This is a genomic window from Thiocapsa rosea, from assembly GCF_003634315.1.
Taxonomy (GTDB): domain Bacteria; phylum Pseudomonadota; class Gammaproteobacteria; order Chromatiales; family Chromatiaceae; genus Thiocapsa; species Thiocapsa rosea.
In genome coordinates, this window is record NZ_RBXL01000001.1 from 5,241,741 (window position 1) to 5,267,924 (window position 26,184).

At 63.8% G+C, this 26,184-nt stretch carries 26 protein-coding genes, 2 tRNA genes and 2 pseudogenes; 17 read left to right on the forward strand and 13 right to left on the reverse strand.

The annotated features are described in order from the left end of the window. Positions 1 to 62: 62 nt before the first annotated feature. The 3 genes from BDD21_RS23330 to BDD21_RS23340 all read left to right on the forward strand — a co-directional run bounded on the left by BDD21_RS23330 (position 63) and on the right by BDD21_RS23340 (position 1,458). The gene (locus BDD21_RS23330; protein WP_120799207.1) at positions 63 to 419 is read left to right on the forward strand and encodes a flagellar transcriptional regulator FlhD; all 357 of its coding nucleotides are present in this window, start codon (positions 63 to 65) and stop codon (positions 417 to 419) included. Then, entirely contained in the window at positions 416 to 1,015 is a 600-nt protein-coding gene (locus BDD21_RS23335; RefSeq protein WP_120799208.1) for a FlhC family transcriptional regulator, read from the forward strand. The genes BDD21_RS23330 and BDD21_RS23335 overlap by 4 nt, the downstream gene beginning before the upstream one ends. Before the next feature lie 116 nt (positions 1,016 to 1,131). Then, positions 1,132 to 1,458 (forward strand): helix-turn-helix transcriptional regulator, encoded by a 327-nt coding sequence (locus BDD21_RS23340; protein ID WP_120799209.1) that lies wholly within the window; start codon positions 1,132 to 1,134, stop codon positions 1,456 to 1,458. A 784-nt stretch (positions 1,459 to 2,242) separates the two neighbouring features. Here the strand turns inward: BDD21_RS23340 and BDD21_RS23350 are convergent. Then, a tRNA-Ser gene (locus tag BDD21_RS23350) sits at positions 2,243 to 2,333 on the reverse strand. A 236-nt stretch (positions 2,334 to 2,569) separates the two neighbouring features. On the opposite strand from BDD21_RS23350, the gene BDD21_RS23355 reads away from it, so the two are divergent. Then, a complete protein-coding gene (locus BDD21_RS23355) occupies positions 2,570 to 3,370 on the forward strand; it encodes a class I SAM-dependent methyltransferase (protein WP_245969769.1) in 801 nt (266 codons plus the stop codon). Positions 3,371 to 3,504: 134 nt separating this feature from the next. Here the strand turns inward: BDD21_RS23355 and mobB are convergent, their stop codons facing one another. After that, a complete protein-coding gene (mobB, locus tag BDD21_RS23360) occupies positions 3,505 to 4,065 on the reverse strand; it encodes a molybdopterin-guanine dinucleotide biosynthesis protein B (RefSeq protein WP_425470270.1) in 561 nt (186 codons plus the stop codon). A 20-nt stretch (positions 4,066 to 4,085) separates the two neighbouring features. Here mobB and BDD21_RS28080 point away from each other — a divergent pair, with 20 nt between their 5' ends. The 7 genes and pseudogenes from BDD21_RS28080 to BDD21_RS23390 all read left to right on the forward strand — a co-directional run bounded on the left by BDD21_RS28080 (position 4,086) and on the right by BDD21_RS23390 (position 12,253). Beyond that, positions 4,086 to 4,289: a hypothetical protein gene (locus BDD21_RS28080; RefSeq protein ID WP_170164648.1), complete on the forward strand. Its 204-nt coding sequence runs from the start codon at positions 4,086 to 4,088 to the stop codon at positions 4,287 to 4,289. Between the two features lie 325 nt (positions 4,290 to 4,614). Then, positions 4,615 to 6,282, forward strand: a complete 1,668-nt coding sequence (ettA, locus tag BDD21_RS23365) for an energy-dependent translational throttle protein EttA (RefSeq protein WP_120799212.1) — start codon at positions 4,615 to 4,617, stop codon at positions 6,280 to 6,282. A gap of 28 nt (positions 6,283 to 6,310) precedes the next feature. Further along, positions 6,311 to 8,359, forward strand: a complete 2,049-nt coding sequence (locus BDD21_RS23370; RefSeq protein WP_120799213.1) for a putative bifunctional diguanylate cyclase/phosphodiesterase — start codon at positions 6,311 to 6,313, stop codon at positions 8,357 to 8,359. Between the two features lie 161 nt (positions 8,360 to 8,520). Then, positions 8,521 to 9,384 (forward strand): annotated as a pseudogene (locus BDD21_RS23375) (ATP-binding protein); the annotation flags it as partial. Between the two features lie 111 nt (positions 9,385 to 9,495). Further along, positions 9,496 to 10,428: pseudogene (locus BDD21_RS23380) on the forward strand (amidoligase family protein); the annotation flags it as partial. After that, positions 10,410 to 11,087, forward strand: a complete 678-nt coding sequence (locus BDD21_RS23385; protein WP_120799214.1) for a gamma-glutamyl-gamma-aminobutyrate hydrolase family protein — start codon at positions 10,410 to 10,412, stop codon at positions 11,085 to 11,087. The pseudogene BDD21_RS23380 and the gene BDD21_RS23385, both read left to right, overlap by 19 nt. 185 nt (positions 11,088 to 11,272) lie before the next feature. Further along, entirely contained in the window at positions 11,273 to 12,253 is a 981-nt protein-coding gene (locus BDD21_RS23390) for an OmpA family protein (protein ID WP_120799215.1), read from the forward strand. A gap of 199 nt (positions 12,254 to 12,452) precedes the next feature. Here BDD21_RS23390 and ychF read toward each other — a convergent pair whose 3' ends face one another. Continuing rightward, on the reverse strand, positions 12,453 to 13,544 hold the full coding sequence (gene ychF / locus BDD21_RS23395) for a redox-regulated ATPase YchF (RefSeq protein ID WP_120799216.1): 1,092 nt from the start codon (positions 13,542 to 13,544) through the stop codon (positions 12,453 to 12,455). 229 nt (positions 13,545 to 13,773) lie between these two features. Further along, positions 13,774 to 15,264 carry a mannose-1-phosphate guanylyltransferase/mannose-6-phosphate isomerase gene (locus tag BDD21_RS23400; protein WP_120799217.1) on the reverse strand — a complete coding sequence of 497 codons (1,491 nt, stop codon included), beginning with the start codon at positions 15,262 to 15,264 and terminating at the stop codon, positions 13,774 to 13,776. A gap of 475 nt (positions 15,265 to 15,739) precedes the next feature. Between BDD21_RS23400 and BDD21_RS23405 the strand changes: the two genes are divergently transcribed. The 6 genes from BDD21_RS23405 (at position 15,740) to BDD21_RS23430 (ending at position 18,550) form a co-directional block, all read left to right on the forward strand. Beyond that, on the forward strand, positions 15,740 to 16,552 hold the full coding sequence (locus BDD21_RS23405) for an inositol monophosphatase family protein (RefSeq protein WP_120799218.1): 813 nt from the start codon (positions 15,740 to 15,742) through the stop codon (positions 16,550 to 16,552). A gap of 70 nt (positions 16,553 to 16,622) precedes the next feature. Beyond that, positions 16,623 to 17,066 (forward strand): tetratricopeptide repeat protein, encoded by a 444-nt coding sequence (locus BDD21_RS23410; RefSeq protein WP_120799219.1) that lies wholly within the window; start codon positions 16,623 to 16,625, stop codon positions 17,064 to 17,066. Positions 17,067 to 17,190: 124 nt separating this feature from the next. Beyond that, a tRNA-Leu gene (locus BDD21_RS23415) sits at positions 17,191 to 17,277 on the forward strand. A gap of 370 nt (positions 17,278 to 17,647) precedes the next feature. Beyond that, positions 17,648 to 17,782: a DUF4268 domain-containing protein gene (locus BDD21_RS28865; RefSeq protein WP_245969771.1), complete on the forward strand. Its 135-nt coding sequence runs from the start codon at positions 17,648 to 17,650 to the stop codon at positions 17,780 to 17,782. A 298-nt stretch (positions 17,783 to 18,080) separates the two neighbouring features. Next, positions 18,081 to 18,353, forward strand: coding sequence for a DUF4258 domain-containing protein (locus BDD21_RS23425; RefSeq protein ID WP_120799221.1), 273 nt, complete (start codon positions 18,081 to 18,083; stop codon positions 18,351 to 18,353). Then, positions 18,350 to 18,550 carry a DUF2283 domain-containing protein gene (locus BDD21_RS23430; protein WP_120799222.1) on the forward strand — a complete coding sequence of 67 codons (201 nt, stop codon included), beginning with the start codon at positions 18,350 to 18,352 and terminating at the stop codon, positions 18,548 to 18,550. Before BDD21_RS23425 ends, BDD21_RS23430 begins: the two co-directional genes overlap by 4 nt. A 107-nt stretch (positions 18,551 to 18,657) precedes the next feature. Here BDD21_RS23430 and BDD21_RS23435 read toward each other — a convergent pair whose 3' ends face one another. From BDD21_RS23435 to lepB, 9 genes are all read right to left on the reverse strand, one after another. Then, entirely contained in the window at positions 18,658 to 19,272 is a 615-nt protein-coding gene (locus tag BDD21_RS23435) for a BMC domain-containing protein (RefSeq protein ID WP_120799223.1), read from the reverse strand. Next, a complete protein-coding gene (locus tag BDD21_RS23440; RefSeq protein WP_120799224.1) occupies positions 19,269 to 19,997 on the reverse strand; it encodes an endonuclease III domain-containing protein in 729 nt (242 codons plus the stop codon). Before BDD21_RS23440 ends, BDD21_RS23435 begins: the two co-directional genes overlap by 4 nt. After that, positions 19,998 to 21,242 carry a GlgC family sugar phosphate nucleotidyltransferase gene (locus tag BDD21_RS23445; RefSeq protein WP_120799225.1) on the reverse strand — a complete coding sequence of 415 codons (1,245 nt, stop codon included), beginning with the start codon at positions 21,240 to 21,242 and terminating at the stop codon, positions 19,998 to 20,000. A 459-nt stretch (positions 21,243 to 21,701) separates the two neighbouring features. Further along, positions 21,702 to 22,457, reverse strand: a complete 756-nt coding sequence (pdxJ, locus tag BDD21_RS23450; RefSeq protein WP_120799226.1) for a pyridoxine 5'-phosphate synthase — start codon at positions 22,455 to 22,457, stop codon at positions 21,702 to 21,704. After that, positions 22,454 to 23,260 (reverse strand): DNA repair protein RecO, encoded by an 807-nt coding sequence (gene recO, locus BDD21_RS23455; protein ID WP_120800094.1) that lies wholly within the window; start codon positions 23,258 to 23,260, stop codon positions 22,454 to 22,456. Before recO ends, pdxJ begins: the two co-directional genes overlap by 4 nt. Before the next feature lie 8 nt (positions 23,261 to 23,268). Then, positions 23,269 to 24,195, reverse strand: a complete 927-nt coding sequence (era, locus tag BDD21_RS23460) for a GTPase Era (protein ID WP_120799227.1) — start codon at positions 24,193 to 24,195, stop codon at positions 23,269 to 23,271. After that, positions 24,188 to 24,865, reverse strand: a complete 678-nt coding sequence (gene rnc, locus BDD21_RS23465; protein ID WP_120799228.1) for a ribonuclease III — start codon at positions 24,863 to 24,865, stop codon at positions 24,188 to 24,190. Before rnc ends, era begins: the two co-directional genes overlap by 8 nt. A 25-nt stretch (positions 24,866 to 24,890) precedes the next feature. Next, entirely contained in the window at positions 24,891 to 25,235 is a 345-nt protein-coding gene (locus BDD21_RS23470; protein ID WP_245969773.1) for a DUF4845 domain-containing protein, read from the reverse strand. Between the two features lie 92 nt (positions 25,236 to 25,327). Next, the gene (gene lepB, locus BDD21_RS23475; RefSeq protein WP_120799229.1) at positions 25,328 to 26,173 is read right to left on the reverse strand and encodes a signal peptidase I; all 846 of its coding nucleotides are present in this window, start codon (positions 26,171 to 26,173) and stop codon (positions 25,328 to 25,330) included. Positions 26,174 to 26,184: the final 11 nt, after the last annotated feature.

The following is a 26,184-nucleotide window of genomic DNA, read 5'->3' on the forward strand; positions in this document are numbered from 1 at the left end:
AAGTTCGTTTTATACGCACGATTATAGCACCGTCAACCTGTTTTTCTGCCGTGAGAACGAAGATGACGGACATACCCTCAGACCCCGGCGTGCGACCGGACCGACCGGACCCTTCGCCCCATCTCGATTGCGAGGTCGATACCCTGAATCTGATGTGGCTGCTCGGTGCCCGCGAACTTGCCCGTTCGGACGCCGAAAAGGCCGTCTTGGTCTATGGTCTCGACCCGGAAGTGCTGGACATCCTGCGGCACGCCTCGCTCGCGATGCTGCGCGAACTGGCCGCTTCGGGCGTACTGTTGTTTCGACCGCGCTTTCGCGTGTGCTGGCTGCAGGACCGTCTTCGCACGACCGGGCCGTCCGCACTCGGGTTGGGGCTGCAGGTGATTCTGCTCGCCGCCGAGGAGGTCGCGCAGCCATGAGACTTCGGCATCACGCCAGAACGCAGCTGGCGATCGCCCTGATCCGGCGCGGCATGCGCACCTCGCTTGTGGGGAGGATCAGCGGTCTGCGGCCGGCCGTGCTGCGCGAACTGCACCACGAGATCCACGGCTGCAAGCCTTTGCCCGGTCAGCTGCCGAGCACCGGCAGTCTGCTCGGCACGGCGCGACGGCAGGCCAACGCATCGCTGTTCGCGGGCTTGTATCGGGCCTTCGGCGGCACGGCGGTTCAGCGGAGCATCGACGTCGAGGCGCTGCTCACGGGGCACCGCCTCTATCTGGAACAGATGGCGGGGTTGACGGGATCCGACACGCTCGGCCCACCCCTCGACATCAATCATGGCTGGGTGATCGCTCGCGACCTCACCACGGGGCTCGTGCTCTTCCGCACCTGCGAGCGCTGCGCGATCCCCTACGTGGCCGGGGCGTTCTCGCGCCGGTCCGTGGATTGCCCGATCTGCGCGTTGAAGGTGTCTCGGACGGGGCGTGACCGCAAGGACGACGCACCGACGGAGCCCCTCGCCTCCTCGGCGGCCAAGCAAGGCAAACCGAATCGAGACGCGAAAACACACTCTTGACCACGAACCGCTTTTCTCGACGGGCGCAATTAGATTCAGCCGAACGCTATTCGGACTCGCGACACTGCGGGTGCTCGCTGACGCGCAACGAACCGATCACATCATGGAGATCCCGCATGCCAACCTGCGTCCTGCGTTTACGAACTGTCTTGGAGCGTACCGGCTACAGTCGCTCCGGACTCTATGCCCGCATCGCCGCCGGGTTGTTTCCGCGACCGATCGCGCTCGGTGCGCGCGCGTCCGCTTGGCCCGAGCATGAGATCGACGCGGTGATCGCCGCGCTGATCCGTACGATCGACGATGAGGACCTGCGCACCCTGGTCGACGGTCTTCATACACAGCGATCGACCTTCGGACTCGGCGGCGATTCCGGCGCCGTCGGTGGCGCGACCGTCGCGTCTTCGCCCCGTCCAAAGTCGCACGCGGTGCGCAGAGCAGGCTGAAACAGGCGGCGTCTTTCCGATTCGGTGCGAAGCAACGGCGGACCGGTGCGGATCGCGCACACACTGCCCTCCCGTGACGGCGAGCGGAGGCGGCCCGTGTGATCTTCCTCGACGGCGCATTCGACTCGACCGCCCGCGGTGTCGCCTAAGACGCGATGGCGCTAGTGGGTCTTCTGAGAGTACGGGATGCGCCTTTGGGTGGTCGAGCCGCCGGCGCGATCGGCGACGCGCCGGGTATAGCCTAAACCGGGCTACCGGAACGAACGTGGCCGAGGACGCTCCGACGCCGTGATGCACCTTCGGGCACCGGCACCTATCGCCATCTGCGAGGTCGACCGACGGCTGCAAGCGGCGGATCGCGCACGTCCGCGTCGACATGGCGCTGTCTCGTGCAAACCCTCATCCAACACCCGCGACAACAACAAGGCGCGATCGGAGAAGTGGGCCGTCGCGACCAACATGATGCGCGTGTCGCTCAGCCCGCGGGGTCGCTTGGTCGGTATGCAATCGGCATCGACATTGGGGGGTAACCATCAGCCGGGACAATTGCGACACACACGGGAAGCAGACGTCGAGGCGGTCTCGACGAGGTGCGGCGATCTCACATGGAAGATCACCCAGTGAACGAAGAGAGGATGTATTCTCGACTGCGGCCGTTCGGGATCGGCTACGTTGTCCAAGGACGGCTTGTGAAAGCCCGGAGCATTTTGTGGGTACGTTTGTGGGTATGCCAACTAAACTGTTATTGTTTTTCTTTCTAAAACAACATCTTGAACGAGATTAGTGGCGGAGAGGGAGGGATTCGAACCCTCGATAGGCTGTTAACCTATACACACTTTCCAGGCGTGCTCCTTAAGCCACTCGGACACCTCTCCGCGGGAAATCGCGATCGAGCCGCGGGAGACTTGCTCTCCGGTCGCCATGGCCCCGATCTGCGAGCCGCGAAGAATACAGGAAGGTATGATTGCGTTCAAATCAGGCTTGAAAAAACGGGATCGACGATGCCTCGGCGACGGGAAATGTCCTGTCCGAAATCCACCTCCCCCCGAAAGCCACTCAGCGAGAAACCCACCGAAACATGATTTCCCGAAAGGATCCGGGGCGTCCGGCGATGTCCGATGTTGCCGATCGTTACCGCCTTTATCAGCTTGCCGTCCAGAACCCGCGAACGGAGATCGATTTTGTCGACCGCACCTTTCGGCAATTACGCGGACGAAGCGCCCGCGTGCTGCGGGAGGATTTCTGCGGAACGGCGGCGGTGTGCTGCGAGTGGGTCGGTCGACGCAAACGCAATCGGGCTTGCGGTGTCGACCTTGATCCCGATGTCCTGGCCTGGGGGCGGCGTCATAATCTCCCTGCGCTGGACGCGGCGGAACGGGGGCGGATCGCTTTGATCGAGGGCGATGTCCGCGAGATCGAGACGCCCTCCCCCGACATCGTGTTGGCGATGAATTGCAGCTATTGGCTGCTCCGCGACCGCTGCCATCTGCTGCGCTATTTCGAGCGGGTGCGTGACGCCTTGGCCGTGGGCGGTATCTTCTTTCTCGACGCCTTCGGGGGTTACGACACCTTTCGCCTGTTGACCGAGGAGCGACGCGTCGAGGATCCGCAGGGCGGCAGCTTCACCTACATCTGGGAGCAGGCCCTGTACGAGCCCGTCACCGGCAGGCTGGTCTGTCATATTCATTTTCGGTTCGACGACGGATCGGAATGGCCGCGTGCCTTCAGCTACGATTGGCGGCTGTGGACCTTGCCTGAGATCCGCGAACTGTTGGCGACGGCCGGTTTCTCGCGTGTGATGGTCTATTGGCAGGGATGGGATCCGGACGGAAAACCGGACGGTGTCTTCGTGCCGGTCGAGAGCGGGGAGCCGGACGCCGGGTGGATCGCTTATCTGACGGCGGAGAAGTAGGCATCTCGCGGGTTAAACCGCGCCCAGCGCGGTATGCGATGTTTTTGGATGGGATCGGCCCCGGCAGATTCGACGACCGCTGGAGCAGGCGCGGCTTAAGAGATTAAAAAATAAAGGATGGGTTTCGCTTCGCTCTACCCATCCGTTTTTGGGGCCGGGGGGATGCGTAAGCGGATGTCTTGGAGGCGGGACAGGATGAAATCGGCGACGGCCTCGGAGGTGTTGAGGGGGAGGACGACGAGCGGCGGCTCGACCGCGAGGGGCGCGTCGGTGGCGACGGCGATGATTCCCGGATCACCCGGGTAGAGCGGGGCCTCCCCGGTGGTCGGGCGATGGACCTCGATCTTCGGATAGTCCGCATGCTTGAAGCCTTCCACGAGGACGAGATCGAGTCTGTCGAGCTCGAACCGCGCGAGCATCCGATGGAGATCCGGGTCCTCGTCCTGCACCGGATTCTGGACCTGCAACGCCCAGCGCGCCTTGGAGGCGAGCAGGGTCTGATGCGCACCGGCCTCGCGCACCTCGTAGCTGTCCTTGCCGGGCACGTCCAGGTCGAAGCGATGGTGTGCATGTTTGAGGTAGCCGACACGCAGACCTCGACCGCTGAGAACGGCGACGACTTGCCGAACCAAGGTGGTCTTGCCCGACCCACTCGGGGCAACGAAGCCGACCACGGGGATGATTGTCTCGCCCATCGGTTTGATCCTCGGTGCGCATGGGAGACGGCATCGCCGCTTCGACGCGCGCCTGTTCGTCGGCATTTTATACCGAGCACACGCGGATTTTTCGCCGCGTTGCACGCCTCGACGCCGCGTCGGCGCGCCGTGTCTCGACGCGTGCAGAACGCACCCCGCTGTCCGAAAAACCCCGCGCGCTCGGTCTAAACCGCGTCCAGAGCCAGATGCTCGCTTTCGCGTGAGTTCAACGTTGGGTGCATCCACGGCCATTAGCGGGGACGCGGTTTAGAATTTTATAGTTTTTAATCCTTTAAACCGCGCCGGCTCCACAATGATCGGATCCTGCGCGGCCAAGCCAATCCGACATACGACGCATACCGCGCTGAGCGCGGTTTAAAGGCGTGAACCGCGCCCACGCCTTGGACATTTTTCGAAGGGCGGCGCAGAATGTCGCGCAGAAGCGGTCGGCCACTATCCGGGTCACGACCGACGCAGCGCACCACCGCGCATTCCTCGCGAATTCCTGTTCCTCGACGACATCGTCCCGAAGAAAAGACCCCCGAATCCATGGCTCAATACATCTTTACAATGAATCGGGTCGGCAAGATCGTGCCGCCCAAGCGCGTGATCCTGCGCGACATCTCCTTATCCTTCTTCCCGGGTGCCAAGATCGGCGTGCTCGGTCTGAACGGCTCGGGTAAATCGACCCTACTGAAGATCATGGCCGGTCTCGACACCGAGATCGAGGGCGAGGCGCGTCCGCAGCCCGGCATCAAGATCGGCTTCCTCTCGCAAGAGCCGGGTCTCGACGCGACCAAGGACGTGCGCGGCAATGTCGAGGAGGCGCTCGGCCACATCACGGCGGCCTTGGAACGGCTCGACGCGGTCTATGCCGCCTACGCGGAGCCGGATGCGGACTTCGACGCCTTGGCGAAGGAGCAGGCCGATCTCGAGAACCTCATCGAGGCCACCGACGGACACAACCTGGAGCGCACGCTGGAGGTCGCCGCGGACGCGCTGCGCCTCCCGCCCTGGGACGCGGACGTCACCAAGCTCTCGGGCGGCGAGCGCCGCCGGGTCGCGCTCTGCCGTCTGCTGCTGTCCAAACCGGACATGCTGCTGCTCGACGAGCCGACCAACCATCTGGACGCCGAATCCGTCGCCTGGCTCGAACGCTTCCTGCACGAGTATCCCGGCACCGTCGTGGCGGTCACCCATGACCGCTACTTCCTGGACAATGTCGCCGGCTGGATCCTGGAGCTCGACCGCGGACACGGCATCCCCTGGGAGGGCAATTATTCCTCCTGGTTGGAGCAGAAGGAGCAGCGCCTGGAGCTGGAGCAGAAGCAGGAGCAGGCGCGTATCAAGTCCATGAAACACGAGCTGGAGTGGGTGCGCTCCAACCCGAAGGGCCGCCACGCCAAGAGCAAGGCGCGCATGGCCCGGTTCGACGAGCTGCAGTCACAGGAATTCCAGTCCCGCAACGAGACCAACGAGATCTACATCCCGCCGGGCCCGCGTCTGGGCGACATGGTGATCGAGGCCGAGGGGCTGAAAAAGGCGTACGGCGACAATCTGCTCTACGACAACCTCTCCTTCACCCTGCCCAAGGGCGGCATCGTCGGTATCATCGGCCCGAACGGCGCGGGCAAGACCACGCTCTTCCGCATCCTGACCGGTCAGGAGACGCCCGACGCAGGCAACCTGCGCATCGGCGAGACGGTTCAGATCGCCTATGTCGATCAGAGCCGTGATTCGCTCGACGACAGCAAGACCGTCTGGGAGGAGATCTCCGACGGGGCCGACAACATCGTGGTCGGTCGCTACGAGATGTCCTCGCGCGCCTATTGCAGCCGCTTCAACTTCAAGAGCACCGATCAGCAGAAACGCATCGGCGATCTCTCCGGCGGGGAACGCAACCGGGTGCATCTGTCCAAGCTCTTGAAGAGCGGCGGCAACCTCCTGCTGCTCGACGAGCCCACCAACGACCTGGATGTGGAGACCCTGCGCGCACTCGAAGAGGCACTGCTGACCTTCCCGGGCTGCGCGGTGGTGATCAGCCATGATCGCTGGTTCCTGGATCGCATCGCGACCCATATCCTCGCCTTCGAGGGCGACTCGCAGGTGACCTGGTTCGAAGGCAACTACGCCGACTACGAGGCCGACCGGCATCGCCGCTTGGGCACCGAGGCGGATCAGCCGCACCGGCTCAAATATCGGAGGCTTACCGCCTAGACGGCCACGGGGCCGTCTGCGCCCGACCATGAGTCTGCGTCTGAACCGATTGATTCGGCATCACTGGAAACCCTGGCGGGTTGTTCCCGCCTCCACGCGCTCGGCGACACGAGGTTATCTGGTCGCCCTGAGCGGCAGCCTTATGACCTTGGGCTTGGTGGCCTGGGATTATCGCGAGCGAATGTCCGCGATCGCGGACGATTCGAGCAGACCACACACCGAACTCGGGGTCACGCTGGCACTGGCGCTGATCGTCGCGACGGCAACGGCAACGCTCGCGCTGCTCTTCTATCTGCGTTTCCGCACGCTCGCTCGCGCCGAGCTGAACGACCTCGCCGATCTGGACGCCGCCGGCGAGACCTTGCGCGCCCTGCTCGGCACCGTCTCGCACGGGGTGATCCTGACCGACATCGACGGCCGGATTCGCTTGTTCAATCCAGCCGCCGAGATCCTCTTCGGACGCCTCGGCGAAGAGACCCTGGCCTTGCCGATCGGGATCCTGATCCCGGATCTGCGGCTGTCGGATGTCGCCGAGAGCTCCCGGGCAAACCCCGGACTCGGGCCGCGCGTGCTTCACCTCTACGGCGTGCGCGCGGACGAGCGGCAGTTCCCGATGCGCTTGTTGACCCGTCCCTTGACGCTCGACGGCGAGGAGTTCCGGCTGCTGATCGCCGAAGACATGACCGAGTCCGAGCGCAGCGAGCAACGTCTGGAATTCCTCGAGCAGCGCGACCCGCTGACGGGGCTTCAAAACCGACCGACCTTCGAGCGTATCCTCGCTGCCGTCACGCCGCTGCGCGGCGACGTACGCCCCGAGCATGCGCTCTGCTTGATCGATATCGACCGCTTCAAGGTCATCAACGACACCTTCGGTCACGCCGCCGGCAACAAGGTCCTCGAGCAGCTCGGGCAAATCGTCAAGACCAAGCTGGCGGCCTCGACCGCCTTGGCCCGCTTGAGCGGCGACGAGATCGTCGCCCTTTTCGTCGGCGACGCGGCAAACCAGGCGAAGGCGCTCTGCGAAGATCTGATTCGAACGACGCGCAACTTTCTCTTCACCTGGCAGGAGCGCTCGTTCGACATCACGCTCAGCATCGGGCTGGTCGTGTTCGATCCCGCGAAGGTCGGAGCCGTCGATGCGCTCGGACAGGCCGATATCGCCTGCCGTGCCGCCAAAACACAGGGTCGGGATCGAATGCATGTCTACCGCCATCGCGATGCCGAGAGCATCCGGCACCGCGGAGATCTGGCCTTGGTGCCCGCGATCGGGCGCGCCCTGAACGACGGGCGATTCCGGATCATGGCTCAGCCGATCCGAGCGCTCAACGGCACCAATGAGCCGATTCACTACGAGATCCTGGCGCGGATGCAGGACGAGAAGGGCAACGCCGTGGTGCCGGACACCTTCATCGCGGCGGCCGAGCGTCACATCCTCATGCCGACGATCGACCGCTGGATCGTCACGCATGTCTTCTCCCGCCAATCCGAGCAACTTGCCGCTTGGCACGAGGCGGTTCCGGATCGCTTCATGCTTGCGATCAATCTGTCCGGGACCACGCTGATGGACGACGGGTTCACCGCGTATCTCAAACGTCAGTTCGCCGAGTACGCGATCCCCTACGCCAGCATTTGCTTCGAGATCACGGAGACCGCCGCCGTGGCGGATCTGCGCCGCGCCCGGACCTTTATGCAGGAGATGCGCGCACTCGGGACATCCTTCGCGGTCGACGATTTCGGAACGGGCTTCGCCTCCTATGCCTATCTGAAGTTCCTGCCGGTGGACTATCTCAAGATCGACGGGAGCTTCGTGCGCAATCTGGAGACCGACCCCGTCGATCGCGCGCTCGTCTCCTCCATCAACCATATCGGACATGTGTTGGGCATGAAGACGATCGCCGAATGGGCCGAGACCCCGGAGCTTGTCGAGCGCCTTCGCACGATGGGCGTGGACTATGCCCAAGGCTTCGCGGTCGGACGGCCGTTGCGGCTCGAGGATCTTCGGCTGCATCGCGCCTTGCGACAGGATGCATCCGCGCAGGCTGCGGCGGATGTCCTGCCTCGCTCGGTCGCGCTTTAAACCGCGCCCCCGCGAAGGGCCGTGGATGCACCAAACGCCGATCTCACTCGAAAGTGAGCATCTCGCTCTGGTCGCGGTTTCGGCGTGGGGCGCAACGGTGCGATCCGCCGAGCACCGAGTTTCACCGAACAGGACCTTTAACAAACAGGACGAAGAGCGAGATGGGTGCCAAGAAACGACTCCTCCGACGTGCAGAGACCCTTTTGGAGCGTCTTGCGGACGTGCTGCCGGCCGGCACCGAGCCTCCGGACTGGACCGCCCACGCCTTTCGGTGGCGCCGCCGGGGCGATCACGGTTGGTTGCAGGCGGTGCCCGCTCCGCATCGGATCGCTCTCGACGATCTGCTCTGTCTGGATCGGCAGAAGGCCGAGATCGAGCGCAACACCGCTGCGTTCCTCGCCGGCCGCGGGGCCAACAACGTCCTGCTGTGGGGCTCGCGCGGGACCGGTAAGTCCTCGCTGATCAAAGCGGTCTTCAATGCGATGCGCGACCGGGGACTGCGCCTGATCGAGGTCGACAAGGACGACCTGATTCAACTCCCCGAGATCCTGGAGCTGATTGGCGATCGCCCGGAGCGCTTCATCCTCTTCTGCGACGACCTCTCCTTCGAGGCCAGCGAATCCGGTTACAAGGCGCTCAAGGCCGCCTTGGACGGCTCCATCACGGCAACACCGGAGAACCTGCTCATCTACGCCACCTCGAACCGCCGCCATCTGTTGCCGGAACTCCACTCCGAAAACCGGGAGGCCCGTTTCGTCGACGGCGAGCTACATCACGGTGAGGCGGTCGAGGAGAAGATCTCGCTCTCGGATCGGTTCGGGCTCTGGGTCGCCTTTCACCCCTTCAGCCAGATCCAGTACCTGACCCTCGTCCGCCACTGGCTCGCCCGCTTCGGCCGCGCATCCGAAGTGGCTGCACCCGAGGCACACGAAACGCTCGAGCGGGCCGCACTCCAGTGGGCCTTGCGCCGCGGCTCGCGCAGCGGTCGCACGGCCTGGCAGTTCGCACGCGATTGGTCCGGGCGCGATTGGCCGCAGGACAGATCGGCAATGCGCTCCGGCACAGATACAGGTGAAGCGATGAGCCAGTTGAAGCAGCCGCCGTGGCTGCAAAACACCGAGGGCAAGATGCGGCGGGTCGGCGTCGAGCTGGAAATGAGCGGGCTCGGGCTCGATGCGCTGGCCGCGGGTGTGGCCGGCTTCTTCGCCCTCGAGATTGAATCGCGCGGGCGTTACGAGCGCGTGCTCAAGGGCGATCCGGCGGGCGACTGGGTCGTCGAGCTGGACTACGACCTGCTCAAACGGCTCGGCCGCGAGACCTACGCCGAGGACACCTTGGAGGGAGAGATCGCTCAGGCGGCCGAAGGTGCCCTCGCCCGGGTCGCCGGGGCGATCGTTCCCGTCGAGGTGGTCGGCCCGCCGCTGCCGCTGGAGCGGCTCGGGGAGGTCGAAGGGCTCATCGTTTGCCTGCGCGAGGCGGGCGCGAAAGGCACCTCCGACAGTCTCGTCAACGCCTTCGGCATGCAGTTCAACCCGGAGGTGCCCGGCACCGATCCGGACACCATCACGGCCTGTTTGAAGGCGTTCCTGTGTCTGTCCGACTGGCTGGTCGCGCGTGCGGACATCGATCTCGCACGAAGGGTCACGTGCTATGTCGATCCCTTCCCGGCGGACTACATCCGCAAGGTGATCGCACCTGATTACCGTCCCGATCTGTCGGTCCTGATCGACGACTACCTTGCCGACAACCCGACCCGCAATCGCATGCTCGACATGCTGCCGCTGTTTCTCTTTCTCGACGAGGAGCGTGTGCGCAAGGTCACGCAGGATCCGCTCGTGAAGGCGCGGCCTACCTTTCATTACCGTCTGCCCGATTGCGAGATCCACAAACCGGACTGGGGTTTGTATCTCGCCTGGAACGACTGGGTGGAGGTGGAGCGATTGGCTGCGGACTCGGAACGTCTGAACGGCTGCTGCGCGGCCTATCGCGCCTTTCTCGATCGCCCGCTCGAGCGCTGGCTCGACGCGTGGAAGGACGTTCTGGAGGCCGAGTGGCTCGAGCGCCCCTAATCGCCATCACCGGCCCCGCGCGCGGCGCCTTCGGCCCGCGCCTGCTGGTCGCACTCGCGGTGCGCCTCTACGGCGGTCGGCCCCTGCAGGTTCGCCCGGGCGACGCACCGAAGACATTGACCTATCAGGGCGTGGTGGTGACGGGCGGTCACGATGTCGAGCCCGTACTCTATGCCGCGGAGCCCGAGGTCGAGCCGAATTACGACAGGGCACGCGACGCGCTCGAAACCGAAGTGATCCGGGATGCACTCGACCGCGGTTTGCCGTTGCTCGGGATCTGCCGGGGCGCGCAATTGCTCAATGTCTGCCGTGGCGGTTCCTTGTTCCAGGACCTGCACTCGCATCGGTGCAAGACCTCTCATCGCTGGACGGTGCTTCCGCTGAAGACCCTCTGCGTGGACGACGCGGCCTCGGTGATCGGACGCCTTCTGGGGACCGGTCGCCGGCGCATCAACAGCCTGCACAACCAGGCCATCGACCGACTCGGTGAGGGTTTGCGCGTCAGCGGTCGAGATCTCGACGGCATCGTCCAGGCCATCGAAGATCCGCGAGCCGACTTTTTGGTCGGCGTGCAATGGCATCCGGAGTTTCTGATCTATGTGTCGCATCAGCGCACACTGTTCCGCGCGCTCGTCGGACATGCGCGCGCCTTGGCGTGACCGTGACCGAATCCCCGTTGGCACGATGACTCCGGTGGGCGTTCGGCCCCGGCATCAAGGCATGCCTCGGCGAAGACATTCGCGTCGGCCGAGTCTTTTGTTATTCTTCGCGGGTCGAGGGCCAACGCGCCCCAAGCCGCACTCGATGCCGCGTTGCGCACCGACCCACCTCCCGAGGAGCCAGCATGTCCGATAGAACCCCATTAAGGCGATCGGCATGGGTGCTCGCATCGATCGTTCTCGGTGTCGCAGTTTTTGCCGGTCTCCTGCTGAACGTCGGCCGAGAGACGGACACACCGGCAATCCCCGTCGTTTCCGAGGAAACCAACGAGAGAGCCGACCTCCCCGTGACGCGTTCGGTCGACGTCATTTCCGAGGAGGCCGACGAGACAGCCGACATCCCCGTGACGCGTTCGGTCGACGTGGTTTCCGAGGAGACAAACGAGTCAGCCGAGATTCCTGTCGCAAGCGCGATCGACGTGGTTTCCGAGCAAACCAACGAGACAGCCGACATCCCCGTCACGAGCGCGATCGAGACACCTCCTGACGTGATCGACAAACAGGCGGATCGAGCGGCGATGGACGCCGTGCTGACCGACATGCAGAACAAGATCCAGCAGCTCGAAGACGACGTCGCGACCCTGCAGGAGCAACGCAAGCGGATCGACGATGCCCTGATCCGGCAGGCGAATCGCAGCCCACAGGAGCCGTTGTCGGCGACGACGTCTTCCGCACCCGTCGACGCGGTTCCGGCGGTTGATCGCGCCGGATTGGACGCGGCACTCGCGCACCTTGGCGCCCTTGCGACCGAGCAGGGTCACCTGATCACGCTCGGAGAACCCGAGCTTTCGTTCAAGGCCGACCAGGCCGAATTCGCCTCCGAGCCACCCGGCGTCCTCGAGGAGATCGCCAAGGTGCTCATGCGCTACGAGCACATGCTCGCGCGGATCGAGGGACACTCCGACAGCAAGGGAGATACGCAGCGCAACCAACAGCTGACTCAAGACCGAGCGGAATCGGTGCGAGAGGCATTATTGGACGACGGCATCGATCCCGACCGCATTCAGGCCGCAGGTCTCGGCGGAATCCGACCTGTTACCGACAATCGGACCATCGCTGCGCGGGAGCGCAACCGTCGGATCGAGATCTATCTGATCGAGCCATGAAGTTTGACATAAACCGCGTCCAGAGCGAGATGCTCACTTTCGCGTGAGTTCGACGTTGGGTGCATCTACGGCCCTTGGCGGGGACGCGGTTTAGAATTTTATATTTTTTAATACTTTAAACCGCGCCAGCTCCAGCGGTCGACACGTCTGCCGGGCCGATCCCATCCAAGAACAGCGCATAGGGGGCGATGGGCGCGGTTTAAACGTTGAACCTGAAGTGGACCACGTCGCCGTCCTTGACGACGTACTCCTTGCCCTCGGACCTCAGCTTGCCGGCCTCTTTGGCGCCCTGCTCGCCCTTGCAGGCGACGAAGTCGTCGTAGGCGATGACCTCGGCGCGGATGAAGCCGCGCTCGAAATCGGTATGGATGACGGCAGCCGCCTGCGGGGCGCGCACGCCGGCCGGGATGGTCCAGGCACGGACCTCTTTCGGGCCGGCCGTGAAATAGGTCTCGAGGCCCAACAGTCGGTACCCGGCCCGCACCACGCGGTTCAGGCCCGGCTCCGTCAGTCCCAGCTCGGCCAAGAACTCGTCGCGCTCCTGATCCTCCAAATCGAAGATCTCGGCCTCGATGGCCGCACACACGGGCACGACCTCGGCGCCTTCCGCGGCAGCGAGCGCGACGACCTTATCCAGGATCGGATTGTCGACGAATCCGTCTTCGGCGACGTTGGCAATGTAGAGGGTCGGCTTGGCCGTCAGCAGGAAGAGATCGCGGACCTCGCGCAGCACCTCCGCATCCAAACCCATCGCGCGCACCGGCTTGCCGGTGTCGAGTTGATCTCGGATCTGCTCGAGCAGGGCCTTGCGCGCGAGGATCTTCTTGTCTCCGGTCTTGACCATGCGCTCGGCCCGATCGAGGGCCTTGGTCACCGAGTCCAGATCCGCGAGGGCCAGCTCGGTGTTGATGACCTCGATGTCGTCGAGCGGATCCACGCGCCCGGCGACATGCACCACGTCGTCGTTCTCGAAACAGCGCACAACGTGGGCGATGGCATCGGTCTCGCGGATGTTGGCGAGGAACTTGTTCCCGAGACCTTCACCCTTGGACGCGCCCGCGACCAGACCCGCAATGTCGACGAATTGCATCGTAGTCGGCAGGATCTTCTGGGGCTTGACGATCGCGGCGATGACGTCGAGACGCGGATCCGGCAGCGGGACGACACCCACGTTCGGATCGATGGTGCAGAAGGGATAGTTCTCCGCCGCGATCGTCGCCTTGGTGAGGGCGTTGAAGAGGGTCGACTTACCGACGTTGGGCAGGCCGACGATCCCGCATTTGAATCCCATGGCTGTGAAGGTCCGCTCGGAAAAACCCACGATTCTACAGGAGCCGGGGCGTCCTCGCCGCGGTTTTCAGGATGAGTGGCCTTGCTCGAAACCCCGACCATCGTGGCACGTGGCGCAGAGCGCCACGGGGCATGCGTGACACCGCAGAGCGCGTGTCACGAGCTAAACCGCGTCCAGAGCGAAATGCGTCATTTCACTTTGCCTGACGCAACGGTCTGAGCGCGGCCGGTCAGTGCGTCTCCTTCGCCCCGCGGTTGTAGCGATCCTCGAAGCGCACGATGTCGTCTTCGCCAAGATAGCCACCGGATTGGACCTCGATCAGCTCGAGCATGATGGTGCCCGGGTTCTCCAGACGGTGCGAGGAGCCGACCGGGATGTAGGTCGACTGATTCTCGGTCAGGAGAAACGACTTCTCGTCGCAGGTCACGCGCGCGGTCCCGGAAACGACGATCCAATGCTCGGCGCGATGGTGGTGCATCTGCAGCGATAGTGATTCGCCTGGCTTCACGATCAGTCGCTTCACCTGATAGCGCGGCCCCTGCCCGATCGCCTCGTAGGAGCCCCAGGGACGATGGACCCGCTGGTGGTGGCGATACTCGTTGCGCTGCTCGTGCTGCAGGAACTGGGTCACCGCCTTGACGTCCTGCGCGTGCTCTTTGGACACGACCAGGACCGCATCCGGGGTCTCGACCACGATCAGGTCCTCGACCCCGACGGCGGCGATCATGCGGTGATGGGCGATCAGGAGGTTGTTGCGGGCGTCGTGGACGAAGGCATCGCCGTCGAGCACATTGCCGGCCGCGTCCTGCTCGCGAACCTCCCAGAGTGCCGACCAAGCGCCGACGTCGGACCAGCCGACATCCAAGGGCACGACGACCGCGGGCGGACCGGCACCCCCGGTGTCGCGGGCAAGGGGCTCCATCACGGCGTAGTCGATGGAGTCGCCCGGACAGGCGCCGAAGTGATCGGCATCAAGACGGAGAAAGTCTCCGTCGTGCGTGGCCGCCTCGAAGGCGTTCGCCACGGCTTGGGCGATATCCGGGCGGAACCGCTCGATCAAGGCCATCCAGAGCGACGCACGCAGGACGAAGATGCCGCTGTTCCAGAGGTACTGACCGGATTCCAGATAGTCCGCGGCCGTCTCGACATCCGGTTTCTCGACAAAGCCGTTGAGCAGATAGGCGCTCCCGGACAGCCCCTCGACCTCATAGGCCCGACCCTGCCGGATATAGCCATAACCCGTCTCGGGCTTGCTCGGAACGATTCCGAAGGTCACCACCGCGCCATCGCGCGCGATCACGCAGGCATCGGCCACGGCGGCTCGGAAACCGACCTCGTTGCGGATGGTATGGTCGGCCGGCATCACCAGCAGGACCGGATCGCTCCCGCCTCGGATCGCCGACAGGGCCGCCAGGGTCAGCGCCGGCGCGGTATTGCGGCCCTTGGGCTCGAGGATGATCTCGGCCGGACGGCGTCCCATTACCCGGAATTGCTCCGCGACCAGAAACCGATGGGCCTCGTTGCAGACCACGATGGGATCGATCTGGCCGACGGCTTGGCGGGGATGCTCCTCGTCGAGACCGTCGAGCCGGCGCACCGTCTCCTGCAGCATGGTGTGCTCGCTGGTGAGCGCCAGAAACTGCTTCGGGTAGGCCTCGCGCGAGAGCGGCCAAAGCCGCGTTCCCGAGCCGCCGGAGAGGATGACGGGTTGTAATGGCATCGACGCACTCCTGGTCAAGAATTCCGGATCGTCTAAACCGCGCCCAGCACGGTATGCGATGTTTTTGGATGGGGTTGGCCCCGGCAGACTTGACGACCGTTGGAGCCGGCGCGGTTTAAACTACTAAAAAATAGAAAATTTTAAACCGAGTCTCCGCTAAGGGCAGTGGATGCACCAAACGTCGAACTCACACGAGAGTCAGTATCTCGCTCTGGAAGCGGTTTAGAGAAGCCAAGATTACCTCAATTCGGCTGCCTCGACCTCCGAAGACGTGTGCTCGACCTCGATCGTCGTCGGGCCGGCGCGTCGCAGCGGCGTACGCTCGCCAAGTCCGCCAAGCGCATCGCTCTCCCCGGTGGACGGATCCCGCGCGGTTGCATCTTCCCCGCGACCACCTCACCTGAGCCACCAAGGCGTGTCTTGGGCAACTGCCCTCGGACATACGAATGAACACCGAGCCAACCAGAGATCCAAGATGACACCCGACCCGAATCTGATCGGCGACATCCTGCGCGACGCCGCAGCGACCGAGATCATGCCGCGCTTTCACAGCATCCTCGCCGAGCGGAAGGCCGACGGAAGCTTGGTCACCGAGGCGGATTTCGCGACCCAGGCACGGATCGTCGAGGCCATCGCACGGGAGTTCCCGAGCACGCCGCTATTGGGAGAGGAGATGACCGCGGAGGATCAACGCCGCCTCCTCGCCGAGGCCGACACCGGTGTCTGGATCCTGGATCCACTCGACGGCACAGGCAACTACGCCAGCGGCTTCCCCGGCTTTTCAATCTCCTTGGCCTTCGTCGAGCGCGGACAGGCAACGCTTGGCGTCATCTTCGACCCGGTGCGCGACGAGTGTTTCTCCGCCGTGCGCGGAGGCGGTGCGACGCTCAACGGCGATCCCATCCGCCCCTTCGCCCCCGGCCCGAATCTCGGCGACTGCCTGGCGATGATCGACATGAAACGTCTCCCGCCCGAGCGCATTCCAGCGCTGTTTCGGCGCGGCGGATTCCGCTCTCAAAGAAACCTGGGATCGGTCGCGCTGGACTGGTGCTGGTTGGCCGCGGGTCGCTACCAACTCTATCTGCATGGCGGCCAGAAGCTCTGGGACTATGCCGCGGGGCACCTGATCGCCTCCGAGGCCGGCGCCGCATCACGGCTTTACGCCGATGGAGGCGCAACGCAGGCCACCCATCTCGACCTGTCCCCGAGACTCGCCGTCGCGGCGTCAGACGACGCACTGCTGCAGCGCTGGCTCGACTTCATCGACCTGCCGATGCAAGCGGCCTGAGCGGAACACAGCATCGCGCGGCCGCGGCCACGCCCGCATCCACCCATCACATCACGACGAGGAACCCTCGATGTCTGAAGAGATCAGCGACCTTGACATGGCCCTGTCGAGCGGGATTACCGCGTTCGAATACAAACAATTCTCGCGCGCGGCGGGTCTTCTCTCCCCGCTCGCCGAGCAAGGCATACCGGACGCCCAGTATCGGGTCGCCATCATGGCCCAAAACGGCCTCGGCATGCTGCCCAACCCGCTGCTCGCCTACACCTCCATGAAGCGCGCGGCCGAGGCCGGCCTCGCCCTCGCCCAGCACGGGCTCGCCTTCATGTACATGGAAGGCGAATGCACCGACAAGAATCCGGAGAAGGCCGTGCTTTGGTTCAAGAAGGCGGCCGAGCAGGGTCTCGTCGGCTCCCTGACCACGCTCGCCATGATGTACGAGCAAGGCCACGGCGTGGAGAAGGATCTCGACGAGGCCAACCGGCTCTATCGGCTTGCCGGTTTCGACGAACGTTGATGCAGGCCGAGGGACCCGCACTGCTGAACGCCGACGCGACCAAGTCCGATCGGGCCACATCCACGCCCTTCGCCCGACGGGGTACCCATCAACACGGACAGCGGGTATACTGCGCAGCTGCGTTGCCGGGGTGGCGAAATTGGTAGACGCATCAGACTCAAAATCTGACGGGAGCGATCCCATGCCGGTTCGAGTCCGGCCCTCGGTACCAAAAAACAAGGGGCTAGGTTAAAAGCCTAGCCCCTTTTCTTTATTGCCAAACCTTACCCAGTACCACCTGAAGTCGGCCAGAGGCAGAGATCTGCTGGCGGCACAAGCGCCGCCCATGGCCCACATCCGGGACAGAAGCGCTCTCGGACGGTAAACTCCCGAAGCCATGCTGGATCCGACGGGTGGGTCATCGCGAAAGTTCGGGGCCTTATTCCAACCAGGTCCGTGCATGAGCAGCTACCCCAAGGAACCCGTCAAGTCCATCGACGGTCGCGCCCGCACCGTCCGGGAGCTGCTGGACAAAGCCAAGTACGCGATCGATTTCTACCAGCGCGAGTACGCCTGGCAGGATAGGCAGATGCCGCGAAGGAATGTGGTGGAACGATACCGTCGTGCAGGACGAGACCCGCGCAGAGTTCTATATCGACTCCCCTGAGCCATCACGGAACAGGGCGCTGTACGACACGCTCATCACCCGAAAGGCCGGCATCGAGAGCGCCTTCTGAGGCCCTTTGCTCTGGCAACGGTTGGACGACAAACGCGCTTGCCGAATCAGTACGTCCGTCCGGGGCGGTTGGGTCGACGAAACAACCTGGCCTCAAGCCATTGAACAGGCCGTTGATGGCATGGAGAGGTTGTACGCCGCGCTCGCGCCTCTTGTGTCTGAGATCCGAGGCAAGACCTAATGGCCAAGGGGCCGAAGGATATGCCGATCGAGGGATCGCTCTGCCACGCCACGAACGCTGCCCCTGACAGGCAGCTGCGCAGATGCAGTCGGTCCGTGACTCGATTGGAGCGGTAACGATGAGCGACACATTCCACAGCGACCGATTCGGTAAGAAGGTCTGGCTCACCAACCACGCCATCGAATCGATGGCGAAACGCCGTGTTACGCTGGACGAGGTCAAAACATTGATCGAGCAAGGCACCTACCTGCCGAAAACGGATCGTCACGGCTGGATCAGCCATCAATGCGACGCGCGCGACGACAACTTGATATGCGCTGCGATCTTCAACGGTGATGCGGTCATTGTAAAGACTGTCATGGTCAACTGGACAGTGAGGAGTATTCCATGAAGATTGTGTACTACGAAGACGACGACATCCTGTTCATCGAGTTCGGGAAAGGCGACATCGTTCGCGATGAGTCTGTGGACTGGAACGTCAACATCGGGTATACGGCGAGCGGGATCGGTGAGATCACGGTCCTGGACGCCAAGAAGAGCGGCATCTATCCGCTGCAGATCGAGCGTGTGGTGGCCGACGCCGCTTGAAGAGGAAACCTTTTCGAATCAATGTCAACCCGCGCAACGAGTTGATCATCGCAGCCCGCCGGAAACCGATTGGGCGACGACCTTGCCACGCCATGGGATCGGCGGCGTCAAACCCTCGAAAGGTTATGAATGGCCGCGACGGCCGCTTTCCCGGCGGCATCGATATCGGCCTCGCGTCCGGCTAAGGTCAGACGCCCGAAAGCGCCGACCGCGCGCACGTCGATGAGCGTCACGTTCGACGCCTTCTCCGCCTCGTTGGCTGCATACACGACATAGCCGGCGGGCTCGGTCTCCAGAAAGAACATGCTTTGGCCGGGCAGGATCATGGACCCGCGTCGATCCTGCCGATTGATCAGGACCGCGTGGTCCGGCGTGATCGAACGGATCGTCTCCTTCCAGGCGATCCGGCAGGTCTTGCGCGCGCCCTCGGTCGTGTCGAGCGCATTCAAGACCGCGCGACCGGCGTCCATGACGTCGCTCTGATCGCGGTGGTGGATGACCATGGATCCGAAGGCGCGCTCGACCACCTGCTGCCCCAGATGCACCCGCGTCGCCTTCAGCGCGATGTCCGTCAGACGGTGCACCGCCATCCCGGGCGCGACCTCGATCCAGAGACAGGCATCACCCGGCACCGGCAGGAAGCCTTGCGAGACGGTGCCTAAATACTCGGCGAGCTGCGGCTGAAGCGAATCGATGAAGACGTAGGTCCGAAGCTCGATCATGGGGTCTCTTCTGATGCTGTTGTCCCGCGCCGACGCTGCTGCGACGGGCGCGATGGAGTGGATGAATCCGAGGGACTCGCCGCTGCCGCGGCGCAGGTCCGGCGCAGTGCGCAACGCTCGCATGCGGGACGCGTCCGACAGACCTCTTTGCCCTGCGACACGATGAGCCCATGGTACTCCTTGAGCATCGGCACGTCAGGACCGAGTGCCTGCTCGAAGGCGCGACGAATGCCTTCGTAGGTCTCCCCGCCGGCGAGTAGACCCAGTCGCTCGAAGATCCGTCGGGTGTAGGCATCGACGACGAAGACGGGGCGATCGAAGGCGTAGAGGAGGATGTCGTCCGCCGTCTCCGGGCCGATCCCTTTGATCGCCAGGAGCCGAGCGCGCAGCTCAGGCGTCGTCAGCGCATCCAGCCCCCGATGGCCGCCGGCCTGCAGATACGCCTCGCACAAGCCCCGGACCCGCTGCGACTTGACGTTGAAATACCCGGAGGGTCGCAGCGCATCGGCGAGCTCCGGCGGATCCAGGGCGAGGATCGACTCGGCGTCGAGCGGGATGCGCGAGCGCAGGCGCTCCAATGCGCGCTCGACGTTCGTCCAGGCCGTATTTTGCGTCAGGATCGCCCCGATCATCACCTCGAACGCCGTCTGCGCAGGCCACCAGTCCTGCTCGCCGAAGGCGTCGAGCAGCCGCGCATAGACAGCTCGCAGCGTCTCCGCGTCCACTCAGGGAATCTTGGTGACCACCACCACACCCTTCTCGGAGACGGTGAAGCGTTCGCGGTCGGCCTTCGGATCGTGACCGATCTGCATCCGAGGCGGGATCTCCACGTCCTTCTCGACGATGCAGTTGCGCAGGTGCGCGCCCTGCCCGACCGTCACGCCGGTAAAGAGGATGGATGCCTCCACGATGGCCCCGTCATGCACCCGCACCTTCGGAAAGAGGACAGAATGATTGACCCCGCCGCCGCTGATCACGGTGCCCGCGGCCAACATGGAGTTGACGAAAATGCCCTCGTTCCCGCTCGTCGCACCCGGAACCGTGCGGGCCGGCGGATACTGGCCCTGATAGGTGTGGATGTTCCAGTCGGCCTGATAGAGATCCAGAGGCGGCTCGGCCCGCAAAAGGGCCATATTCGCTTGGTAATAGGCGTCGATCGAGGCCAGATCGCACCAGTAGCGATCCGGGGTCACGCGCCCGCGGTCTTGGCCGAATCGATAGGCCACGACACGGTGATCGGCGACGACCGGGGCGACGATATCCAGGGCCAGATCCGTATCGGCAACCGCACCTTCATGACGGCGCACCTGATCCAGACGCGCCATCTCCTCGAGCAGAAAATCGCGGTCGAAGAGATAGACACCCATGGTTTCCAAGCGCTCGGTCTCGTCCGGCGTCGGCGCGGCGAGCGTATCCTCGACCGGCGTCGGCGCCGGTCGACTGAACCCGGCGATACGCTCGCCTTCGTTCAGCTCGACGCGCGCCTGTGTACCGGAGCCACGCCCGTTGACCGCGCGAACCGCGACCGTGATCTCGGCCTTGGACTCCGCATGCGCGCGCACCAGCTCGGCGTAATCCATGCGGTAGACCGCACCCCCGTCCAAGACCAGGATCTGCCCGGCACGGCTGCGCTCGATCAGATAGCGATTCTGACGGATGGCGTCGAAGGGACCGGCGTACCACTCCTGACTCTCGCGCATCTGCGGCGGGACCGGGGTGATGAACTCGCGCAGCTCCGGATTGAAGATCGACCAGCCATCGCGCAGATGTTTATGCAGCGAATGACTCTTGTACTGGGTCAGCACCAAGACCTGTCGCAAGCCGGAGTGCAGACAGTTGGCCAAGGTGAAGTCGATCACACGGAACTTGCCCCCGAAGGGCACTGCCGCCTTCGTGCGGTGCTCCGTCAGCGGAGCAGGACCCGCGCCGCGATCGATGGCAAGGACAAGGATAAGCGTCTCGGTAGGCATAGCGCAGCGGAATCACCGACGGGACCCCTCGTCCCGCCGCACAGTCTAAACCGCGCCGAGTGCGGTATGCGATGTTTTTGGATGGGATCGGCCCCGGCGGACTTGATGGCCGCTGGAGTCGGCGCGGTTTAAAGTATTGAAAAATTAAATCTCAAACCGCGTCTCACCGATGTCGAGAACATCTCCGAAGCCAGAAGCAACATGAAAATGACGTATGTCGCTCTGGACGCGGTTTAAGAGATTAAGAGATTAAAAATTATAACATTTCAACTGCGTTCCCGCGAAGGGCCGCGGCTAAATGCACAGGCGTGGCCGGCGTGATGACCGCGACCGTTCGGGATCTCAAGCGTGCCGCGGCTCCCTGAGATGCCTGGCGCGAGTTGGGCACGCTTCGCTTTGCCCGACCAACCCATTCATGTTGCCCCGAATGGATTGATCGAGACGGTGGACGCACGCGCATCAGGGTCCCGCAGCGACCGCCGCATCGATCACGCCCTTCATGTCCCGCACGGCTTGATCGAGGCCCGAGAAGATGGCGCGGGCGACGATGGCATGTCCGATGTTGAGCTCGCGCACGCCGGGAATGGCCGCAATCGCCTTCACGTTGTGGTAGTCGAGACCGTGTCCGGCGTTGACCTGCAAGCCGAGCGAAATCCCGAGGTTCACCGCACGCCGAATGCGGGCCAGCTCGTCGGCACGTGAAGCAGCGGTCTCGGCGTCGGCATAATGACCGGTGTGGATCTCGATCACGGGTGCACCGACGGCGTGCGCTGCCTGGATCTGGTCCGGATCGGCGTCGATGAACAGCGAAACACGGATACCGGACTCGGCCAGGCGTGCGCAAAACTCCCGAAGGTGCGACCGATTCGCACGAACGTCCAAGCCGCCTTCCGTAGTGAGCTCCTCGCGACGCTCCGGCACGAGGCAGCAATCGGCCGGTTTCAGACGACAGGCGATCTCTCCCATCTCGGCGGTCGCCGCCATTTCGAGATTCATGCGGGTTTGCAGGATGCCGCACAGCAGCTCGACATCGCGCTCCTGGATGTGGCGACGATCCTCGCGCAGATGCAGCGTGATCGAGTCGGCGCCCGCCTGCTCGGACACCAGGGCGGCCTGGATCGGCTCCGGGTAACGGGTCCCGCGCGCTCGGCGAATGGTCGCGACATGATCGATATTGACGCCGAGCAGGACCCCGGCAGCGGTTTGACTGGTCAAGATTCAAGACTCCGATTCGTGATTTCGACATGCGTCGAGTCGCGAGACATGCACGGCGCCAGCCCCGATCCCGATCCCGAGACTGGGGCGGACGCGACGACAAAGCGCCGAAAGAGCTCACGGCTTTTCAGCGGACGTCCACCGAGATGGGGCTCCAGAAGGTGTCGCAGAAGTGCCCGCGCCTCGCGCAGCTGATGCGGGGCCAACCGCTCGCCCTGCGCCAAGGCAAGCAAGGTCGCGCCGGAGATGCGATCGGCACAATCATCCGCGGGCGCATGCCGCATGCCATGCCCGGGGACGAGCACATAGGCTCGGTCGGGTACGACGGGCCGATCGCCGTCGGCCTCGACATCCAGAGCGAGCGCATAGCCCAGCTCGTCGAGCAGCCGAATCTCGAACTGCCGGAGCAGGCTTTCAACGTCCTCGCCACTCGCCAAGCCCGTCAGCGCGGCATGATAAAAGACGAACAGCGGGTCGTGCGGATCATCGCGACCGAGCAGACGAACCAACAGCTCGTTGAGATAGAAGCCGCACAGCAGCGGGCGCCCGAGCAGACCGATCGCCGGCCCGGCAGCCTCAATCCGGGTCAGGGTCAAGACCTCGCCGCGACCGACCGCATCCAACCACAGGGGTTGGAACGGCTGGAGCAAGGCACTGGTCGAATGGCGCGCTCGGCGGGCACCCTTGGCGATCGCGGGGAATCGCCCTCGCCCGGCGGCGAAGACCTCGAGCAGAAGACTGGTGTTGCCGTAATCGCGCCGATGCAGCACGAAGGCCTGAAACAAAGACCCGTGAGCGTTCACGGCAAGGCTCAACTACCCCCGCGCCCGTCCAAGGGTCCGTCTCCGTAGCCGAGACGCCCCAAGGCGGCCTCGTCGCTCGACCAGCTCTTCTTCACCTTCACCCAGACCTCCAGGTGCACGGGGCAGCCGAAGACCTTCTGCATCTCCAGGCGTGCCTGCGTGGCGGCGGCCTTCAGGGCCTCGCCCTGCCTGCCGATGATGATCGCCTTCTGGCTCTGGCGCTCGACCCAGATCAACGCGTTGATCTTGTAGCGCCCGCCGACCTCTTCGAAGCGCTCGATCTCCACGGTCGTGCGGTACGGCAGCTCTTCGCCGTAACGCTGCACCAGTTGTTCGCGCACCAGCTCGGCGGCAAAGAAGCGCTCGGAGCGATCGGTGACCTGGTCCTCGGGGAAGACCGGCTCGCCCTCGGGCAAACCGCGCAGCAAGGCGAGCTCGAGCACCTCGACCTGATCCCCGTTCGCCGCGGAGACCGGGATCAGGTCCACGAAGGCGTGACGCTGACCGAGATCCTGCAGATAGGGCAGCAGATCCTCCTTGTTCGCGATGCGGTCGACCTTGTTGACGGCCGCGATGACGGGCACGCCCGCGGTTGCGATGGCTTCGAGCGCCGCTGCATCTTCATCGGTCCAGCGCAGCGCCTCGACCACGAAAAGCGCCAAGTCGGTATCGCTGATCGCCGTGCGGGCTGCGCGATTCAGATAGCGATTGAGTGCGTTCGCCCCGCGCTGATGAATGCCCGGGGTGTCGACGAAGAGGATCTGGCCCTCGGGACGCGTCTTGATACCCAGGATGGAGTGGCGCGTGGTCTGCGCCTTGTGCGAGGTGATGGCGAGCTTCTGCCCCATCAGCCGATTGAGCAAGGTCGACTTGCCGACGTTCGGCCGTCCGATGATGGCCACGGTCCCGCAACGACCGGCGATGAGTTCAGACATTCTTGAGCTGCTCCAGCATGGCATGTGCCGCCGCTTGCTCGGCACCGCGTCGGGTGCCGCCCTCGGCGCGGGTACTGAGATCCGCATCGGCGAGCGCGCAACTGACGACAAAGGTTTGGGCATGTTGATCGCCGCCGGTGGCCACGACCGCATATTCGGGGAGTGGCCGGCGCTGCGCCTGGAGCCATTCCTGGAGTTGTGTTTTGGGATCCTTCCCGGCATGCGTCGCGCTGGTCTGCGCCAGGCGTGTGGCAAACAGTCGCAGGACCAGCTCGCGTGTGGACGTAAATCCCGCGTCCAGGTAAACGGCGCCCCAGAGCGCCTCGAAGGCATCCGCGAGGATCGAGTCGCGGGCATAGCCTCCGGTGCGCAGCTCCCCGGCGCCCAGATGCAGGTAGTCGCCGAGATCGAGTCCGCGCGCCAATGCAGCCAGGGTCTCGCGCTTGACCAGCGAGGCGCGCATGCGACTCAAGGTCCCTTCATCGGCCTCGGGGAAGCGCTGCCACAGCGCCTCGGCGATCACGAAACCAATCAAGGCATCGCCGAGAAACTCCAAGCGCTCGTTGTTGGCGGATGCTGCGCTGCGGTGGGTCAACGCCTGAAGCAGGAGCTCCTCGCGCGCGAACTTGTGTCCGATGAGCCGGGCGAGCCTGAGGGGATCGGCGTTCACGGATCGACCTTCGTAAGATCATCCGTCATTGGCCCTTCACCTCCACCTGATAGGCGAAGGTCAAGACCGTATCGATATTGAAAAAGACGTGCTGACGTTGTTCGTAATCGAGGGTCACCTCGTAGAGGTTCTCGCCGGTACGCCGAATCTTGAAATCCTTGGCGCTGACCTGGTCCACGTTATTGATGTCGAGCCGCTTGCCGATCTGATTGGCGATCTCGCGCGCGCCGCCGCTGATCGGTGTCGATTGCTCCGCGACATTGTCCATGACGGATTTGATCGTCCAGAATCCCATATAGGCCGGACCCAGCTTGAAGAGCAGGGTCACGAAAAAGATGACCAGCGAGAGGATGACGAGGATCGACAACATCCCCGCTCCGCCTTGACGGCCGTGCAATCGCGATCTCACAAGCACCTCCGCGGGAACCGGATGCCATGATCCGGGGACCCATTGCGATCCGTTCAATCGATCCCGTTGCCGAGACGACCCCAAGCGATCGGGGAACCGTCGCGACGCCCGTCCCAATGCATCCAGATTCCGAATGCCTTGCCGACCAGGTTCTCCTCCGGCACGAAACCCCAGCAGCGGCTATCGTTGCTGTTGTCGCGGTTGTCGCCCATCACGAAGTACTGGCCCTCGGGCACCTGGATCGGACCATAGGCCAACACCCGACACCCCGGCGGCAAATCGGGCGCGTTTTGTCGGGTCAGGATCCGGTGCTCCACCTCGCCGAGTTGCTCGAGCGCCTCGCGCGCGCCGGTCATCTCCGCACCCGATCCGACACCCGTATAGCGACCGATCGGCAACTGCGCGACCGGCTCGCCGTTGCGATAGAGCGTTTTATTCTGATAAGCGATCTCGTCGCCCGGAACACCGATCACACGCTTGATGTAGTCGACCGAGATGTCCTGCGGAAACTTGAAGACCACCACGTCGCCGACCTGAGGGTCGCCGATTTCGAGGAATTTGGAGTTGAGTACAGGCCAGCGCAGCCCATACGCAAATTTGTTGACCAGGATAAAGTCCCCGGTCAGCAGCGTCGGCATCATGGAGTTCGACGGGATCCGAAAGGGCTCGACCAAAAAGGAGCGCAATACCAAAACGGCGAAGATCACCGGAAAAAACGAGCGCGCATACTCGACCAGTACAGGCTCCTTGTAGACCGGCTTCGCCGGGTCGGAGACCGTGCCGCTACCGACGGCAGCGAGCCGACGCCGACGCGGCGCGAACATCACCGCATCGACCAGCCAGATCCCGCCGGTCACGGCGGACGCCAACACCAAAAAGGCAGGGAAATCGAAATTCATGGGTAGGTTTA